This is a genomic window from Methylibium rhizosphaerae (assembly GCF_006386545.1).
Taxonomy (GTDB): domain Bacteria; phylum Pseudomonadota; class Gammaproteobacteria; order Burkholderiales; family Burkholderiaceae_C; genus Pseudorivibacter; species Pseudorivibacter rhizosphaerae.
This window is the reverse complement of the sequence record NZ_SWAR01000025.1, coordinates 22634-36398: the sequence shown is the minus strand read 5'-3', so window position 1 is coordinate 36398 and position 13765 is coordinate 22634. Positions and strand designations below refer to the sequence as shown.

At 68.8% G+C, this 13765-nt stretch carries 15 protein-coding genes; 2 read left to right on the top strand and 13 right to left on the bottom strand.

Annotated features, from left to right (window positions below; genetic code table 11):
• Position 1 precedes the first annotated feature (1 nt).
• The 10 genes from E8D38_RS17830 to sctV form a co-directional block, all read right to left on the bottom strand.
• On the bottom strand, positions 2–1333 hold the full coding sequence (locus E8D38_RS17830; RefSeq protein WP_140633956.1) for a FliI/YscN family ATPase: 1332 nt from the start codon (positions 1331–1333) through the stop codon (positions 2–4).
• The gene (gene sctL, locus E8D38_RS17825; RefSeq protein WP_140633954.1) at positions 1330–1953 is read right to left on the bottom strand and encodes a type III secretion system stator protein SctL; all 624 of its coding nucleotides are present in this window, start codon (positions 1951–1953) and stop codon (positions 1330–1332) included. The genes E8D38_RS17830 and sctL overlap by 4 nt, the downstream gene beginning before the upstream one ends.
• The gene (locus E8D38_RS17820; RefSeq protein ID WP_246099548.1) at positions 1935–2621 is read right to left on the bottom strand and encodes a SctK family type III secretion system sorting platform protein; all 687 of its coding nucleotides are present in this window, start codon (positions 2619–2621) and stop codon (positions 1935–1937) included. Before E8D38_RS17820 ends, sctL begins: the two co-directional genes overlap by 19 nt.
• A 140-nt stretch (positions 2622–2761) precedes the next feature.
• On the bottom strand, positions 2762–3541 hold the full coding sequence (sctJ, locus tag E8D38_RS17815; protein ID WP_140633950.1) for a type III secretion system inner membrane ring lipoprotein SctJ: 780 nt from the start codon (positions 3539–3541) through the stop codon (positions 2762–2764).
• A gap of 8 nt (positions 3542–3549) precedes the next feature.
• Positions 3550–3963 carry a hypothetical protein gene (locus tag E8D38_RS17810; protein ID WP_140633948.1) on the bottom strand — a complete coding sequence of 138 codons (414 nt, stop codon included), beginning with the start codon at positions 3961–3963 and terminating at the stop codon, positions 3550–3552.
• A gap of 77 nt (positions 3964–4040) precedes the next feature.
• Positions 4041–4244, bottom strand: a complete 204-nt coding sequence (locus E8D38_RS17805) for a hypothetical protein (RefSeq protein ID WP_140633946.1) — start codon at positions 4242–4244, stop codon at positions 4041–4043.
• A gap of 150 nt (positions 4245–4394) precedes the next feature.
• Positions 4395–5549 carry an FHA domain-containing protein gene (locus E8D38_RS17800; RefSeq protein ID WP_246099547.1) on the bottom strand — a complete coding sequence of 385 codons (1155 nt, stop codon included), beginning with the start codon at positions 5547–5549 and terminating at the stop codon, positions 4395–4397.
• A gap of 1 nt (position 5550) precedes the next feature.
• The gene (gene sctC, locus E8D38_RS17795; protein WP_140633943.1) at positions 5551–7263 is read right to left on the bottom strand and encodes a type III secretion system outer membrane ring subunit SctC; all 1713 of its coding nucleotides are present in this window, start codon (positions 7261–7263) and stop codon (positions 5551–5553) included.
• Positions 7260–7526 carry a type III secretion system export apparatus subunit SctS gene (sctS, locus tag E8D38_RS17790; RefSeq protein WP_140633942.1) on the bottom strand — a complete coding sequence of 89 codons (267 nt, stop codon included), beginning with the start codon at positions 7524–7526 and terminating at the stop codon, positions 7260–7262. Before sctS ends, sctC begins: the two co-directional genes overlap by 4 nt.
• Positions 7527–7539: 13 nt before the next feature.
• A complete protein-coding gene (gene sctV / locus E8D38_RS17785; protein ID WP_140633941.1) occupies positions 7540–9621 on the bottom strand; it encodes a type III secretion system export apparatus subunit SctV in 2082 nt (693 codons plus the stop codon).
• Between the two features lie 246 nt (positions 9622–9867).
• Between sctV and sctQ the strand changes: the two genes are divergently transcribed.
• Together sctQ and sctR are read left to right on the top strand one after the other, a co-directional pair.
• On the top strand, positions 9868–10938 hold the full coding sequence (gene sctQ / locus E8D38_RS17780) for a type III secretion system cytoplasmic ring protein SctQ (RefSeq protein WP_140633940.1): 1071 nt from the start codon (positions 9868–9870) through the stop codon (positions 10936–10938).
• Positions 10939–10978: 40 nt separating this feature from the next.
• Entirely contained in the window at positions 10979–11638 is a 660-nt protein-coding gene (gene sctR, locus E8D38_RS17775; RefSeq protein ID WP_140633939.1) for a type III secretion system export apparatus subunit SctR, read from the top strand.
• Positions 11639–11788: 150 nt separating this feature from the next.
• Here the strand turns inward: sctR and E8D38_RS17770 are convergent, their stop codons facing one another.
• The 3 genes from E8D38_RS17770 to E8D38_RS17760 all read right to left on the bottom strand — a co-directional run bounded on the left by E8D38_RS17770 (position 11789) and on the right by E8D38_RS17760 (position 13746).
• Positions 11789–12043, bottom strand: a complete 255-nt coding sequence (locus E8D38_RS17770; protein ID WP_140633938.1) for a hypothetical protein — start codon at positions 12041–12043, stop codon at positions 11789–11791.
• Positions 12044–12232: 189 nt separating this feature from the next.
• Complete coding sequence (locus E8D38_RS17765) at positions 12233–12790, bottom strand: ankyrin repeat domain-containing protein (RefSeq protein WP_246099545.1); 558 nt, start codon at positions 12788–12790, stop codon at positions 12233–12235.
• A 152-nt stretch (positions 12791–12942) separates the two neighbouring features.
• Positions 12943–13746, bottom strand: coding sequence for a TatD family hydrolase (locus tag E8D38_RS17760; protein ID WP_140633936.1), 804 nt, complete (start codon positions 13744–13746; stop codon positions 12943–12945).
• Positions 13747–13765: the final 19 nt, after the last annotated feature.

Genomic DNA, 13765 nt, shown 5'->3' with positions numbered 1-13765 from the left:
ATCAACCTCCGAAACCTTGCAGTTGCGCCACCGTCGCGTCGAACGGTTGGGCCGACTCGGGCGCCTGCCGCAGGAAGTCGAGCATCGCCGCACGCATGCCGATGGCGCGGTCGGCCTGTGCGTCGCTGCCGGCGCGGTATTCGCCGATCTGCACCAGCAGCTCCATCTCCTGGAACTTCGCCAGCAGGCTGCGGAAGACTGCCGCCGTGTCGCGGTGCGCGCGCGACGCCACCAGCGGCATCACCCGGCTGATGCTGGCCAGCACGTCGATGGCCGGGTAGTGGTTGCCCGAAGCGAGCTTGCGCGACAGCACGATGTGCCCGTCGAGGATGGAGCGCACCTCCTCGGCGATCGGGTCGTTCTCCTCGTCGCCTTCGGTCAGCACCGAGTAGATCGCGGTGATGGAGCCGGCCTTGCCCTGCCCCGCCCGCTCGAGCAGCTGCGGCAGCATCGAGAAGATCGACGGCGGGTAGCTGCGCCGCGTCGGAGGCTCGCCGCTGGCCAGGCCGATCTCGCGCTGGGCCCGGGCAAAGCGGGTGAGCGAATCCACCAGCAGTAGGACCTTCTTTCCCTGGTCGCGAAAGTGCTCGGCGATGGTCGTGGCCACGTAGGCCGACTTGATGCGCTCCATCGGCGGGCGGTCGGAGGTGGACACCACCAGCACCGATTTCGCCAGGCCCTGCGGCCCCAGGCTGTGCTCGATGAACTCCTTCACCTCGCGGCCGCGTTCGCCGATCAGCGCGATCACGTTCACGTCGGCCTGCGATCCGCGCGCCAGCATGCCCAGCAGCGTGCTCTTGCCGACACCCGGCGGCGAGAACACGCCCACCCGCTGGCCTTCGCCCAGCGTGAGCAGGCCGTCGATGGCGCGGATGCCGGTGGCCAGCGGCGCGTCGATCATGCGGCGTGCCAGCGGGCTCACCGGGTCGCGGTGCACCGGCATCTGCGCCAGCGTGGCAAGCGGGCCGTGCTCGTCGATCGGTTCGCCCAGGGCATTGAGCACCCGACCGAGCAGCCCGACCCCGACGGGGCACACATGGCCGCGGCCGGTGGGCACCACCTCGGTCAGCGCCGAGATGCCGGTGGTGGGCCCGAGCGGCGTGAGGATGGCTGTGTTGTGGTGGAACCCCACCACTTCGGCCAGCAGCGGCGGCTCGCCGGGCGTGACCAGCTCGCAGAGTTCGCCCACGTGGGCCTGGATGCCGGAGGCGTCGATCAGCATGCCGACCGCCTTGCTCACCCGCCCGCGCATGCCCACCGGCGTGATGCGGCCGAAGGCCTGCTCCAGGTCGGCAACGATGTTCAGTGCGGCATCGGAGATGGGCTGGTTCATGCAGACTCCAGTCCCGAGCGCTGGACGGCGCGGCGGAAGGCTTCCAGCTGGGCGTCGATGCCCAGTTCGAGGGTGCCTGAGGCCGTGTGCACCACGCAGCTGCCCTCGGCCAGCGTCGCATCCGGCTGCACGGCCACGTTCATCTGCCAGTTGGCCTCGTCGCGCAGGCGGGCCAGCACCTGCTGCATGGCCTGCTCCTGCGCGGGCGCCACCCGCACGGTGATGAAGGGCTCGGTGCGCACCAGCGTGTCGACGCGGCGCAGCGCGGCCTCGAACAGCCTCGCGGGTTCGGCCTCGGCGATGAACTGGCCGACCGCCCGCACGACGATCTGCGCCATCGACGCCCGCAGCGCATGCAGCTGCCGCTCGGACGCCAGGGTTTCGGACACCAGCCGCTGCGCGTATTCGACGCGTGCGCGCTCGAGCCCTTCTTCGTAGCCCTGGCGACGGCTCGCTTCGGCCTGCTGCGCCGCCTGCTGCACGATGCGCCTGGCCTCGCCGCGCGCCGTTTCGACGACCGCGGTGGCGTCGAGCAGCGCCGCGTATTCGGCCTCCTTGAGCACCTTGCGCTCCGAGAGCAGCTGCAGGTTCTCGGTGGTGATCAGAAAAGCCAGTCCCATTGCGGCAATCTTTCCGGAACGATGCACGAGAGCACCAGCTCGCCGAGCTGGCGCTGCTGGCGCGATTCGAGCGCCGGCACGCGGTAGGTGGACACGCGGCGCGGCAGCTTGTGCTGCACCCGCTGCAGGACGGGTTCGCCTTCTGCGGCCATGAGGCCCAGCAGCAGGCGGTAGCCGCGGGTGGCGACCACATGGCCGGCGCCTGCCGGCCGGTCCTTCAGGACCTTGGCATCCATGCGGATCTCGGTGAGCTCGGGCACCCGCTCGAGCACGAAATCGAGGGCGTCGTCGCCCAGGCGGCGGGCCTGGCGGCGCAGCTGCGAACTCAAGGCGCCGCGCTGCCGCAGCAGCGGCAGGTGGGCGCACAGGCCGCAGTACAACGCCAGCCGTCGCAGCGAGCCGGCATCCAGCAAGGCCAGGCGCTTGCCGCGCGAGTCGAAGTTGAAGTCGCCGGGGGCGCCGCTCGCTGAAGACCGCATCAGCAGCTGCGACAGCACCGCGCGACCGCGCTGGCCCAGTCTCGCCGGCACGCGGTGGCGCGCCGGCCAGTCGGCCGGCAGCCAGCTCGGGTGCAGGTCGGCCTCGGGATGCAGGTTGAAATGCGTCACCAGCCGCACCAGGTCCATCGGGCCCGGTCCGCTGGCGTGGGCTGCCGACGGATCAGTCACCACCGCGCACCTCGCTTCTCCCTCTCCCTCTCCCGCGAGCGGGAGAGGGCTGGGGTGAGGGTACGGTTGGCCAGCCCTCATCCCCCGCCTTCTCCCGCGAGCGGGAGAAGGAGCCCAGGCGCTGCAGTCTCGCTTTCATCTCACCGCCGCAGCACCTGGCGGCGTGCCCAGGTGCGCCAATCCAGCCCCTGCCGGCGCAGCAGCGCGGGCAGCACCATGAGGCACACCGCGGCCAGCAGCAGCAGACCCAGCAGCACCGCCGCCGCGCCGGGCGACAGCATGCCGAGGATCATCTGGCCGCCGTTGCGGCCGTCGGCCTCGCCGCTGGCGGCGGTCGCGCGGCGCGCCTCGAACAGCGACAGCGACACCTGGTCGTGGGTGAGCCCTTCGATGCTGTGGGCCACCATGTCCTTCACGGCCGGCGCCAGCAGGCGCAGGTCCACGTCGGGCCGGTGCTTGATGAACACCGCCGCTGACGAGGGGCGGATGCGATCGCTCAGCGGGTCGTTGGCCGGGATGACGACGTGCACCCGCGCGGCGACTACGCCGTCGACGGTGCGCAGCGTCTGCGACAGCTCCTGCGACACCGCATAGATGTAGCGCATGCGCTCCTCGGAGGGCGTGGAAACCAGGCCCTGCTTCTGGAACACGTCGCCCATGCTGGCGTAGCGGTCGTGCGGCAGCCCCTGGGCCCGCAGCACGTCGAGTGCGGCGCCGAGTCGGGCTTCGTCCACCTGGACCTGCCAGTTGCTGCCTTCGATGCGTTCCTTCGCGGCGTCGATGCCTTCGGCCGACAGCGCCGCGACGATCTCGTTGGCTTCCTGTTCGTTGAGGCCGGAATACAGGCCCACCTTGCAGCCCGCCAGCGCAAGCGCCAGCGACAGTGCGAGAAGCGGCTTCAGCCAGCTGCGTGCGTTCATGGCGGACCTCACTGCTGGTTCTTCAGCAAGGTGCCGAACAGGCCGGTCGCAGCGCTGGCGAGGCCGGTGGAAATGTGGAGCTTGGCGAACATCGTGTGCGCCTCCATCGAATGGTCGGTCAGCGCAAACATGGTCTTGATCGGGTCCGACAGGTCCATCGACTCCAGCATGCTCCGGCGCATCTCGTCATACGAGCGCACGTTGCCCGACAGCTGCGCGGCGAGCGCCTTGGCGGCGTCTCCCAGCGTGCTGGGGCCGCCCGTCACCGAAGCCGGGGGCACCTGCATGCCCTGCATCATGTTGGCGAACAGCTTGGTGTCGGCCGCATCGAAACGCTGCGAAGCCGCTGCCGACTGCGGCTGCTGTTGCGTCGCTGAGATCTCTGCCGGCTTGGCGGCGGCCAGTGCAACGGGGTCGGTCATGGTTCACCTCTTCACTGCGCTTCACTGCTTTGAAAAAAGGCGGCGGGCGCCCGGACCGGGCGCCGCCGCTGCACGCGTCAGGACGACTTGGCGGCCTGGCGGATGTCGTTGCCGGTGGACTTGGCCACTTCGCCGCCGGCGGCGGCGGCACCGTTGACCGTGTGTGCCGTGGATGCAGCGCCCTGGATGCTGGTGGACGCAGCCATGCTGGCGGCCATCAGGCGGGCGTTGTCGGCCGCGGCCTTGTTCATTTGCTCGATGGATGTGTCGACGCTTGCCATGTGTTTCTCCTAGCGATGTTGATTGGGTGAGTGCCTGAGGGTCTCCCTGCCGGCTCGTGGCGAGCCGCCGGGGAATTCCACGCGGCGGAGGCACCGCCGCATGAAACGGGGGAGCAGGCTGGTGCGGAGGGGCTGTGCTGCTGCATGCCGTCACCTCGCCTGCTGCTGTTGTTGTGCCTGTGGCTGCTGCTGCGCCTGCTTCGCATCGGGCGCGCCGCTCACCACCAGCCCGTCGGGGTCGATGCGCTTGAGCTCGGCTCCCGAGCGCAGCACCGAGCCTTCGTAGTAGCGGCTGCCGTTGGACAGCTGGATGTGCCGCAGGCCGTTGCCGTCGTCGGTGATGCTCACCATGCGCCCCGGCAGCACGCTCTGCCAGGCGCCCCATTGCGCCTGCAGGTCGGTGCTGCGTTCGCCTTCGGGCTTGGGCCGGTAGACGACCTTGTCCGACACCAGCACCGCCGGGTGCAGGTCTTCGCCCAGGCGGCGGATCTTCTGCCGCACGGTTTCGTCTTCGACCGTGCCCGACAGGACGAGCCGCCCCTGGCCCGCATAGGTGACCGCCACGCCGGGGTCGCTCACATAGCGGCGGGCATGCTCGACCATCTCTTCGGCGGCATGCACGTTGACGCTGACCTTGCGGCCGAACGGCGTCATGGCCTGCTGCAGCGCCTGGCGCCGCTGGCGTGATTCGACATAGCCCTTCACCGAGAGCTGCCCGCCCGGTGCCGCCAGCACCTCGACCTCGGGATACGGCGCCAGCGCCTTCTCCACCTCGGCCAGGTTCACGCTGCCCGAGCCGTTGCCCGACGGGCTGCCCGCGCCCACCGCCACCGCGGCCAGCCCGGCCAGGGCCAGCGCCGCCAGTGCGCCGCCGGCCCAGTAGCGGTACCTGGGCGTCGATGCGAGGGGCTGCGGCGCCTGCACCTCGGTACCCGGCAGCACGCTTTCCGGGCCGGCGAACATGCGGTCGTCCGGCTCGGCGGCAGCGGCATAGGTGCGGTCGAGCTGGAAGTCGATGCTGCCCAGCGAGACGATGTCGCCGGCCACCACGCTCTTGCGCTGCTGCTTCATCTCCTCGCCATTGAGGCGCGCCGATGCCGTGCCGACCTTCTGCATCGTGACCACGAGTTCGCCCACGGTGAACACGAGGTGGCGCGGCAGCACGTCGCCGCCGGGCAGCATCACTTCGCATTCGCCGCCCGAGCCGAGCACGTTGGCGCCTGGCTTGAGTGCGATGGTGCGGCCCTTGACCGCGCCGCTCAGGAAGCGCAGGCACCAGCCCGGGTTTGCTTGCGGTTGGTCCACGTCAGCCTCCCGGGGTGGGCTTGGCAGCCAGCGATGCGGGCGTCACCAGCCGGGGCGTCAGCAGGTAGAAGCGCTCCATGTTGACCCGCTTCTTCTCGCTGTACTTGAACAGGTTGCCGACGATCGGGATGCTCGACAGCACCGGCACGCCCGACGTGGCGTTGCTCTTCTCTTCGGACGAGTAGCCGGCGATCAGCAGGCTCGTGCCCTCGTCCACCAGCGCCTGGGTGTTCACCGTGCGGCGCCGCACGATGGGAATGCGGTCGACCGCCTGCTGGCTCAGGTCGCCGTCGACGATGTCGATGGACATCATCACGCCACGCGAGGGCTGCTCGTCGATGATGAGCGGCGTGACCCGCACCGAGGTGCCGGCCGTTACGCTGAACAGGCCCGCGTCCTGGAAACCGTCGACCCGAACGTAGAACTCCGACAGGTTCTCGAGGATCGCCTCGGTGTTGTCCAGCGTCATCACCTTGGGACGCGCCACGAAGTTGGCGTCGCCCTTCTCGGCCAGCGCACTCACCCGGGCCAGCAGGTAGTTGCGGATGTCGTTGCCGATGGCCGCGGTGAACACCATGCCCAGCGGTGTGGTCGCGCCGGTGGTGCCGCCTTCGGTGGTGGCGCCGTTCCAGGTGAGCGGTCCGCGGTCGCCGCGGCCGGTCTGCAGGTCGCCGTGGCGGCCATGCCAGCGCCAGTCCACGCCCAGGCTGTCGAGCGTGTCGGTGCTGATGTCCATGATGGTCACCTCCACCTCGATGAGGCGCGGCCGCACGTCCATCGACTCGATGAGCTTTTCGTACTGGCGCATGCGGTCCGGCAGGTCGCGCACCAGCACCGCGTTCAGCCGGGTGTCGGCCTGGAACTGCGGCAGCTCGTTGCTGCCGAAGCTCGGCCCGCCGCCTTCGTCGGCGCTCCCCGACCCGGCGGCCGGCACCTCGACCTTGGGCGCGTTGATGGTCTCCCCGGTGCGCAGCTTGAGCTGGCGGGTGGGACCCACGTAGAACGGTGCGTTGGCCGCGCGGCCGTTGCTGCCGCCGTTGGCGCCGCCCTTGCCGTACAGGCTGCGCAGCACGTTGGCCACGCCCGGGATCACCGTTTCCTTGCCCGAGCGATTGATCTTGAAGTCGGCCGCCCAGGCGTACTTCAGCGGGAACAGGCGGATCTCGGCGCCGTCGGCCAGGGCCGCGCGCTGGTCCACCAGCCGCACCGCCTGGCGCACCATCTCGACATAGCGGCGCGGACCGGACACATAGACGCTGCCTTCCCTTTCGCTGATGGTGAGCGGGTAGCGGTTGTCGGAGATCTTCAGCCGCGCCAGCGTCTCGGCAATGCCTCGGGCACTGCCGGTGGCGATGGGGAGCACGTCGCTTTTCGCATCGCTGGCGAGGTCCACGAACAGAAAGGCGCCGTCGTAGTACCAGGTGAGGCCGTTGGTGGCGCACACGCTGTTCAGGATGCTCTCGGCCGAGCCGTTGAACTTGCCGCTGATGACGCCGCCGATCTTGCCGTCGACCACCGCGGTGGTGCCCTGCGAGGCGGCCAGTTCGCGCAGGAAGTCAGGCAGCGCCTTTTCGTTGGCGATGATCTGGAACGGCCGGCCGCGCCACTGCAGCTCGGCCCCGGTCGCAGCCGGCGTGCCGGCGATGCACAGCGCCGCGGCGCACAACCACAGGAAGGTTCGCAAACGGGAGAAACGCGCGGGCACGGCCATCATGGAAGCTGGGTCAAGGTGTGGAAAGCGCGTTCGGCGAAGCGCATCACGTCGCGGCCCATCCATCCGGCGGTGGCGATGATGGCGAGCATCACCGTGATGAGCCGGATCGACTGGCCGATGCTCTGGTCCTGGATCTGCGTGACGGCCTGCACCACCGCCACCAGCAGCGCGGTCAGCGTGGCCACCGCCACCACCGGCAGCGAGATCCACAGCACGATGAGCAGGCCTTCGCGGGTGATGTCGAGGATGTTCTGGGGGGTCATGTCAGCACCCTCCTCATTGCGCCTGCGGGTTGGTGACCCACCCGACGGGCTGCAATGCGACGTCCTCGTCGACCTCCTGGTACGACAGCACCGGCAGTTGCGGCGCCACGGGCTCCAGCAGGGTCTTCACATAGCGGCGCACGTCCGACGACACGATGGTCACCACGCGCCCGGCGGTGGAGCCCAGGATGCGGCGCACCTGCTCGCGGATGTCCTGCGTGACCGCCGGGCTCAGCAGCAGCAGGTTGCCGCGCGGCGAGCGCTCGATGGCGTTCTGCACCCGGTCGATCAGACTCGACTCGAACAGGATGGCCTCCAGCTGCCGGTTCGCGCCGACGTAGCGGCTGGTGATGTAGCGGCCCATGTCGATGCGCACCAGCTCGGTCAGCGCAATCGCGTCCTGCTCCTTCGGCGCCCAGATCGCCAGGCTTTCGAAGATGGCGTGCAGGTTGCGGATCGGGATGCCTTCCTGCAGCAGGCGGCGCAGCACCTCGGCGATGCGCTGCGCGGAGGCCACGCGCGACACCTCGGCGGCGAGCTCGGGCGCGTCGCGCTGCACCGCGTGCAGCAGCTTCTGCACTTCCTGCAGGCCGATGAGCTGGCGCACATTGCGACGCACCGTGTGGTCCACGTGCAGCGCCACCACCTCTTCGTTGTTCCAGGCCTTCACGCCGGCTTCGGCGCTGCGCACCCACACCACGCGCGGGAACGGGCCGAACGGCTCCGCCACCTCGGCATTGGCCGGCGGCGCCGCCGCTTCCTGCGGATCGAGCAGCAGCCAGCCGGGCCTGAGCGCGGCTTCGGACACGGCCACGTCGTGCACGAGCACCTGGTAGCGGTCGCCTTCGAGCTTGTCGGCATAGGTGACCTGCAGGCGCGGGAACACCGGGCCGAGGTCAGCCTCCACCGTGGTCTTCACGCGGGCGAGGTGCTGGTCGAGGACATAGCGGTCGACGGCGCCGCGCAGGCTGGCCGACAGCTTCACCGCCAGCGGCGCAGCGATGGCGTGGTCGTTGCCGCCCTGCTCGGCCTCGTCGTCCTCTTCGCCGGTTTCCCGGTGGGAGATCCAGGCCGGCGTGCGACGGCGCTCGCGCATCCTGCGCACTGCAAAGGCGGTGAGCAGGATGCCGCCGGCGAGCAGGCCGAACACCCACTTGGGGAAGCCCGGCACGACGAGAAAGCTGGCCACTGCAAGGCCGGCGATCATCAGCGCGCGCGGGTGGGCCAGCAGCTGGGTGCCGATCTGGCGGGCCAGCTGGGTGTCGCGGCGGTCGCCGGTGGACACGCGGGTGATCACGATGCCGGCGGCGATCGACACCAGCAGCGACGGGATCTGCGACACCATGCCGTCGCCCACGGTGAGGATGGCATAGCGCTGCAGCGCGCCGCCCACGCTCATGTCGTGCATCAGCGTGCCGATGGCCACGCCCGCCAGGATGTTGACCAGCGCGATGATGATGCCGGCGATGGCGTCGCCCTTGACGAACTTCATCGCGCCGTCCATCGCGCCGTGCAGCTGGCACTCCTGCTCGAGCATCTCGCGGCGCTTCTGCGCCTGCGTGGACGACAGCACGCCGGCGCGCACGTCGGCATCGATGCTCATCTGCTTGCCGGGCATCGCATCGAGCGCGAACCGCGCCGCCACTTCGGCCACACGCTCCGAACCCTTTGCGATCACGATGAACTGGACGATCGCGATGATGAGGAACACCACGCCGCCCACCACCACGTTGTTGCCGACGATCAGCTTGCCGAAGGTGTCGATGATGTGGCCGGCATTGGCCTGCAGCAGGATCAGCTTGGTGGACGCGATGTTCAGCGCGAGCCGGAACAGCGTGGTGAACAGCAGCAGCGACGGGAAGGTGGACAGCGACAGCGCCGACGGCACGTACATCGCCACGATGAGCAGCACCAGGCTGATGGCGAGGTTGCTTGCGATCAGCAGGTCGAGCAGCGGCGTCGGCAGCGGCAGCACGAACAGCGCCACGATCGCCACCAGCAGACCCGCGAGCAGCAGGTCGTTGTGCCGGCCTGCAGTGCCCAGCAGGTCGCGCAAGCCACCGCTGTATTGAAAGGACCTCGCCTGCGTTGCCATCGTCTTGTGTTTCGTTGCGGCTCAGATGACGAGACACCGGCGTGCGGCACGCACCATGCGCACCGGGCCGCTGCCCGTTCGTCGATGCGGCGGACTCTAAGACTCGCGATGTAAGGGCATCAACCACGAGTTCTCGTAGGTCGGCAGGCCGATGCGGCACCGGGCCACTACGGTTTTGCGTACTTCCTCGTGCGCGGTCCTTTCGTTACGCTGCCCGCGGCCATCACACCGTCCAAGACGTGCCGAATGCAGCAGCCACAAGACTCCGTGATCGAACTCGGTGAATCGAGCGCGCTGCAACGCGCCGATGTCGCAGCGGTGCGCGCGCTCAACCGTCTGTATGGCAGCGCGCCTTCTTTCGAATTTGCAGCGCGTAGCAAGAGTTACCGTCTGCATTGGGGCTGCGAGGCCGACCGCGATGGCGGCGCCTGCGACCTGTATCGCTTCCGGCTCGGCACGCATGCCGGCCGCATCGGGCTCGATGCCCCCAGCGTCGAGGCGCTGCTCGGCGAGCGCCGGGCCGACCTGCTGCCGCGCGACCTGCGCTACATCCTGCTGGCCGATGCACTGCAGGCGCCGATCGATGCGCTGGAGAAGGCCTTGCGCCTCCACTTCGAATGGGCGCCTCCGGAAGCCGAGCCAACGCCTGCACTCCTGCAGCCGCTGCACAGCGCGTTCTTCACCGCTTCGGCCGCCGACGGTGCGCAGCCGCTGCAGGGCTTCGTGGAGTTCGAGAACCCCGCATCGCTCGATGCCCTGCTCCCCGCGCTGGCGCCGCGCGCCGCGGCCGCACCCCCCACCTTCGACCAGCTGCGCCTGCCGGTGAACTTCCTGCTCGGCAGCACACAGATCCGCCTGGGCGAGGTCAGCAGCATCCGCCCGGGCGACATCATCGGCATCGAGAGCTGGGGCTCTTCCGGGTCCGCGCTGGTGGTCACCGCCGACCTGGGCGGGACCGCGGGAGTGCAGCTCACGGGCCTGGCCGAAGGTTCACGCATCACGCTGCAGTCATCGAAAGACAGTTCCATGAACCGAGACACGCCCCCGGCATTGGCCTCCGATGCCGACGCCAACCTGCCGATCGACCGCCTCGACGCGCTCGAGGTGAACCTGCGGTTCGAGGTCGGCGACCTGTCGCTGTCGCTGCGCGAGCTGCGCAACATCCGCGCGGGCCATGTATTCGACCTGGCGCAGCCGCTCAACCGCTGCCCGGTGCGCATCGTGGCCCACGGCAACGTGCTCGGAAAGGGCCACCTCGTCGCCGTGGGCGACCGGCTCGGCGTGCGCGTGTCCGAGTTCGCCCCGAGCGAGATATGAGGTACTCCCCGTGCCTGCGCCCCTTGTGCGAGGGGCTGTCATGAATGCGTCGCTGCCCGAGCCGATCACCCTCGTTGCGCTCATCGTCGCCTTCGGCGTGGCGCCGTTCGTGGCGCTCATGGTCACGAGCTACACCAAGCTCGTGATCGTGTTCGGCCTGCTGCGCACCGCGCTGGGCCTGCAGCAGACGCCGCCGAACATGGTGCTCAACGGCATTGCCATCGTGCTGACCGTCTACATCATGGCGCCGGTGGGCATGGACGTATCCGACGCGCTGCGCAACCGCCAGTTCGGGGCCAAGGGCGAAGGGCTCAACGACATCATGGCGGTGATCGATGCGGCCAAGGCACCGGTGAAGGAATTCCTGCAGAAGCACACGCAGGAGCGCGAGCGGCAGTTCTTCCTGAAGTCGGCCTCGAACATCTGGCCCAGGGAGCGTGCCGAGAAGCTGCAACCTGACGACTTCATGGTGCTGGTGCCCAGCTTCACCTTGAGCGAGCTGACCCGGGCCTTCCAGATCGGCTTCATCATCTACCTGGTGTTCGTGGTGGTGGACCTCATCGTGGCCACCGTGCTGCTCGCGCTGGGCATGTCGATGATCGCGCCCACCACCATCTCGCTGCCGTTCAAGCTGCTGCTGTTCGTGATGCTCGACGGCTGGACGCGGCTGGTGCACGGCCTCGTGCTGTCGTACCGCTGAGGTTCGCGAGGCACAAAGAAAAACGGCTGCCATTCGCATGGCAGCCGCCTGAAAGGACGCGGTTCCCAACGACGTCCATCGCTTGTCTCTCGCCCCCTCAACGGGCGTCCCTCCCATCAACCCGGCGCTCGTCCGCCGGGCAAGCAACTCTTATTCAGCGAAATTGTCCTGTGCGTCGTCATCCATGCCGGGGTCGGCATCCACCGCCGAGTCGTAGCGCACGATGTCGGCGTTCGAAGCGGAAAGCTTCGGGATGATCGGCTTGTCCAGCGGGCGGCAGATGCGACGCTGCAGCCGGCCCAGCCGGTCGGAGCGCTCCATGGCCTGGAAGACTGCTTGCGGATTCATCATCAGCGCAAACGGGTCTGCTACAACGACTTGAGACTGCTCCAGCGTCTGGTCCATGTTGTCCTCCAAGGGGTTGGGCCTGCCGATGGAGAGAACTGTAGGCGCGGGCCTCTAGACCCGGTAGTCAGGGGCCCGCCAAAGCGCGTGTACGAATTCGCCTGACAAAGCGTCGGTCGGACGAGCGGTCGCCCGTCAGCCTCGAATGCTCGCCGCGCTGTGGCGCGGCCGTGGATTCAGCGCCTGGAATCAGCGCTTGGAAGGCGGCGGCGACAGGCGCTTCACCAGGTAGGCGCGCCCCACCTGCTCGGCATGGTCGGCCGCGGTGAGGCCGACATTGCTGCGCGCGGTCAGGCTGGCGCCGCGTGCGAGCAGCAGGTCCACCGTGGCCTCGGTGTCGAAGCGCACGGCCATCATCAGCGGCGTGGCGCCGTTGGGCGCCCGCGCATCGATGCGGGCGCCTGCGGCCAGCAGCAGGGCCGTGACCGTTTCGCCGCCACCACTGGCCGCGTAGTGCAGCGGCGTCCAGCCTTCGCGGTCGAGCGCGGCGCCGCGGTCCATGAGGCGCTTGCACAGGTCGATGCGGCCGCGCAGGGCGGCCATCATGAGCGCCGTCTCGCCGGCCTCGTTGACCGCATCGACATCGAGCTTCGGGTGCGCGGCCAGCACATCGGCCACGTCGTAGGACTCCGCCTTCAGCGCGACGTAGAGCGCGGTCTGCCCCTTCTCGCGCAGGTTCGGATCGGCGCCTGCGGCCAGCAGCTTCGTCACTGCCGGGGCGTCGTCTCGCATGACGGCCCTGAACATGTCCACGGACACGTCCGCCCTTGCGACAGAAAGTCCAATTGCGACAAATAGATAGAGTAGAAATCTAAAGTTTTTCATCGCATCGGTTCAGGCGTTGTTCAGAGCGCCTTCGGGGAACTTCAAGTGCTTCATGAAGTTCGTTCAGGCGCCGTTCAGCCGGCTGTCGGGGCCGGCGCCACCTTGAACAGCCGCTCGAAATTGCGGCTGGTTGCCTCGGCGACCGCCTCAACCGAGCAGCCCTTCAGCTCGGCCAACTGGTGCGCAACATGCGGCACGTAGGACGGGTTGTTGGTCTTGCCGCGGTACGGCACCGGGGCCAGGTAGGGGCTGTCGGTTTCGATCAGGCAGCGCTCCAGCGGCACCTCCTTGGCGACCTCGCGCAGCTCCAGCGCGTTCTTGAAGGTCAGGATGCCGGAGAACGAGATGTGAAAGCCCAGCGCCAGCGCGGCGCGTGCCACCTCGCGGGTCTCGGTGAAGCAATGGAAGACGCCGCCCGCCGCCCCCGGGCCGCCCTCGCCTTCCTGCTGGAGGATGGCGATGGTGTCCTCGCTGGCGCTGCGGGTGTGGATCACCAGGGGCTTGCGGGTCGCCCGCGCCGCGCGGATGTGCGTGCGAAAGCGCTCACGCTGCCACTCCATGTCGGCGACGCTGCGGCCGTTGAGGCGGTAGTAGTCCAGGCCGGTTTCGCCGATGGCCACCACCCGCGGCAGGCTCGCCAGCTCGATGAGCCCTTCGAGCGTGGGTTCGGTCACGCCTTCGTTGTCCGGGTGCACGCCGGCGGTGGCCCAGAAGTTGTCGTAGGCCATGGCCAGCCCGTGCACCTCGGGAAACTCTTCCAGGGTCGTGCTGATGCACAGGGCACGGTCGACCCGGGCGGCCGCCATGGCCTCGCGGATCTCGGGGAGCCGGGCCTTCAGCTCGGGGAAGGTCAGGTGGCAGTGGGAATCGACGAACATGGCCGCAACGCTATCAGCC

Coding starts and splice junctions, on each gene's coding strand:
- sctQ (WP_140633940.1), top strand. CDS start 9,868: ATGCAGCAGCCACAAGACTCCGTGATCGAACTCGGTGAATCGAGCGCG.
- sctS (WP_140633942.1), bottom strand. CDS start 7,526: ATGACCCCCCAGAACATCCTCGACATCACCCGCGAAGGCCTGCTCATC.
- sctV (WP_140633941.1), bottom strand. CDS start 9,621: ATGGCAACGCAGGCGAGGTCCTTTCAATACAGCGGTGGCTTGCGCGAC.
- E8D38_RS17760 (WP_140633936.1), bottom strand. CDS start 13,746: ATGTTCGTCGATTCCCACTGCCACCTGACCTTCCCCGAGCTGAAGGCC.
- E8D38_RS17765 (WP_246099545.1), bottom strand. CDS start 12,790: ATGTTCAGGGCCGTCATGCGAGACGACGCCCCGGCAGTGACGAAGCTG.
- E8D38_RS17830 (WP_140633956.1), bottom strand. CDS start 1,333: ATGAACCAGCCCATCTCCGATGCCGCACTGAACATCGTTGCCGACCTG.
- E8D38_RS17805 (WP_140633946.1), bottom strand. CDS start 4,244: ATGGCAAGCGTCGACACATCCATCGAGCAAATGAACAAGGCCGCGGCC.
- sctL (WP_140633954.1), bottom strand. CDS start 1,953: ATGGGACTGGCTTTTCTGATCACCACCGAGAACCTGCAGCTGCTCTCG.
- sctJ (WP_140633950.1), bottom strand. CDS start 3,541: ATGAACGCACGCAGCTGGCTGAAGCCGCTTCTCGCACTGTCGCTGGCG.
- E8D38_RS17810 (WP_140633948.1), bottom strand. CDS start 3,963: ATGACCGACCCCGTTGCACTGGCCGCCGCCAAGCCGGCAGAGATCTCA.
- E8D38_RS17770 (WP_140633938.1), bottom strand. CDS start 12,043: ATGGACCAGACGCTGGAGCAGTCTCAAGTCGTTGTAGCAGACCCGTTT.
- sctR (WP_140633939.1), top strand. CDS start 10,979: ATGAATGCGTCGCTGCCCGAGCCGATCACCCTCGTTGCGCTCATCGTC.
- sctC (WP_140633943.1), bottom strand. CDS start 7,263: ATGATGGCCGTGCCCGCGCGTTTCTCCCGTTTGCGAACCTTCCTGTGG.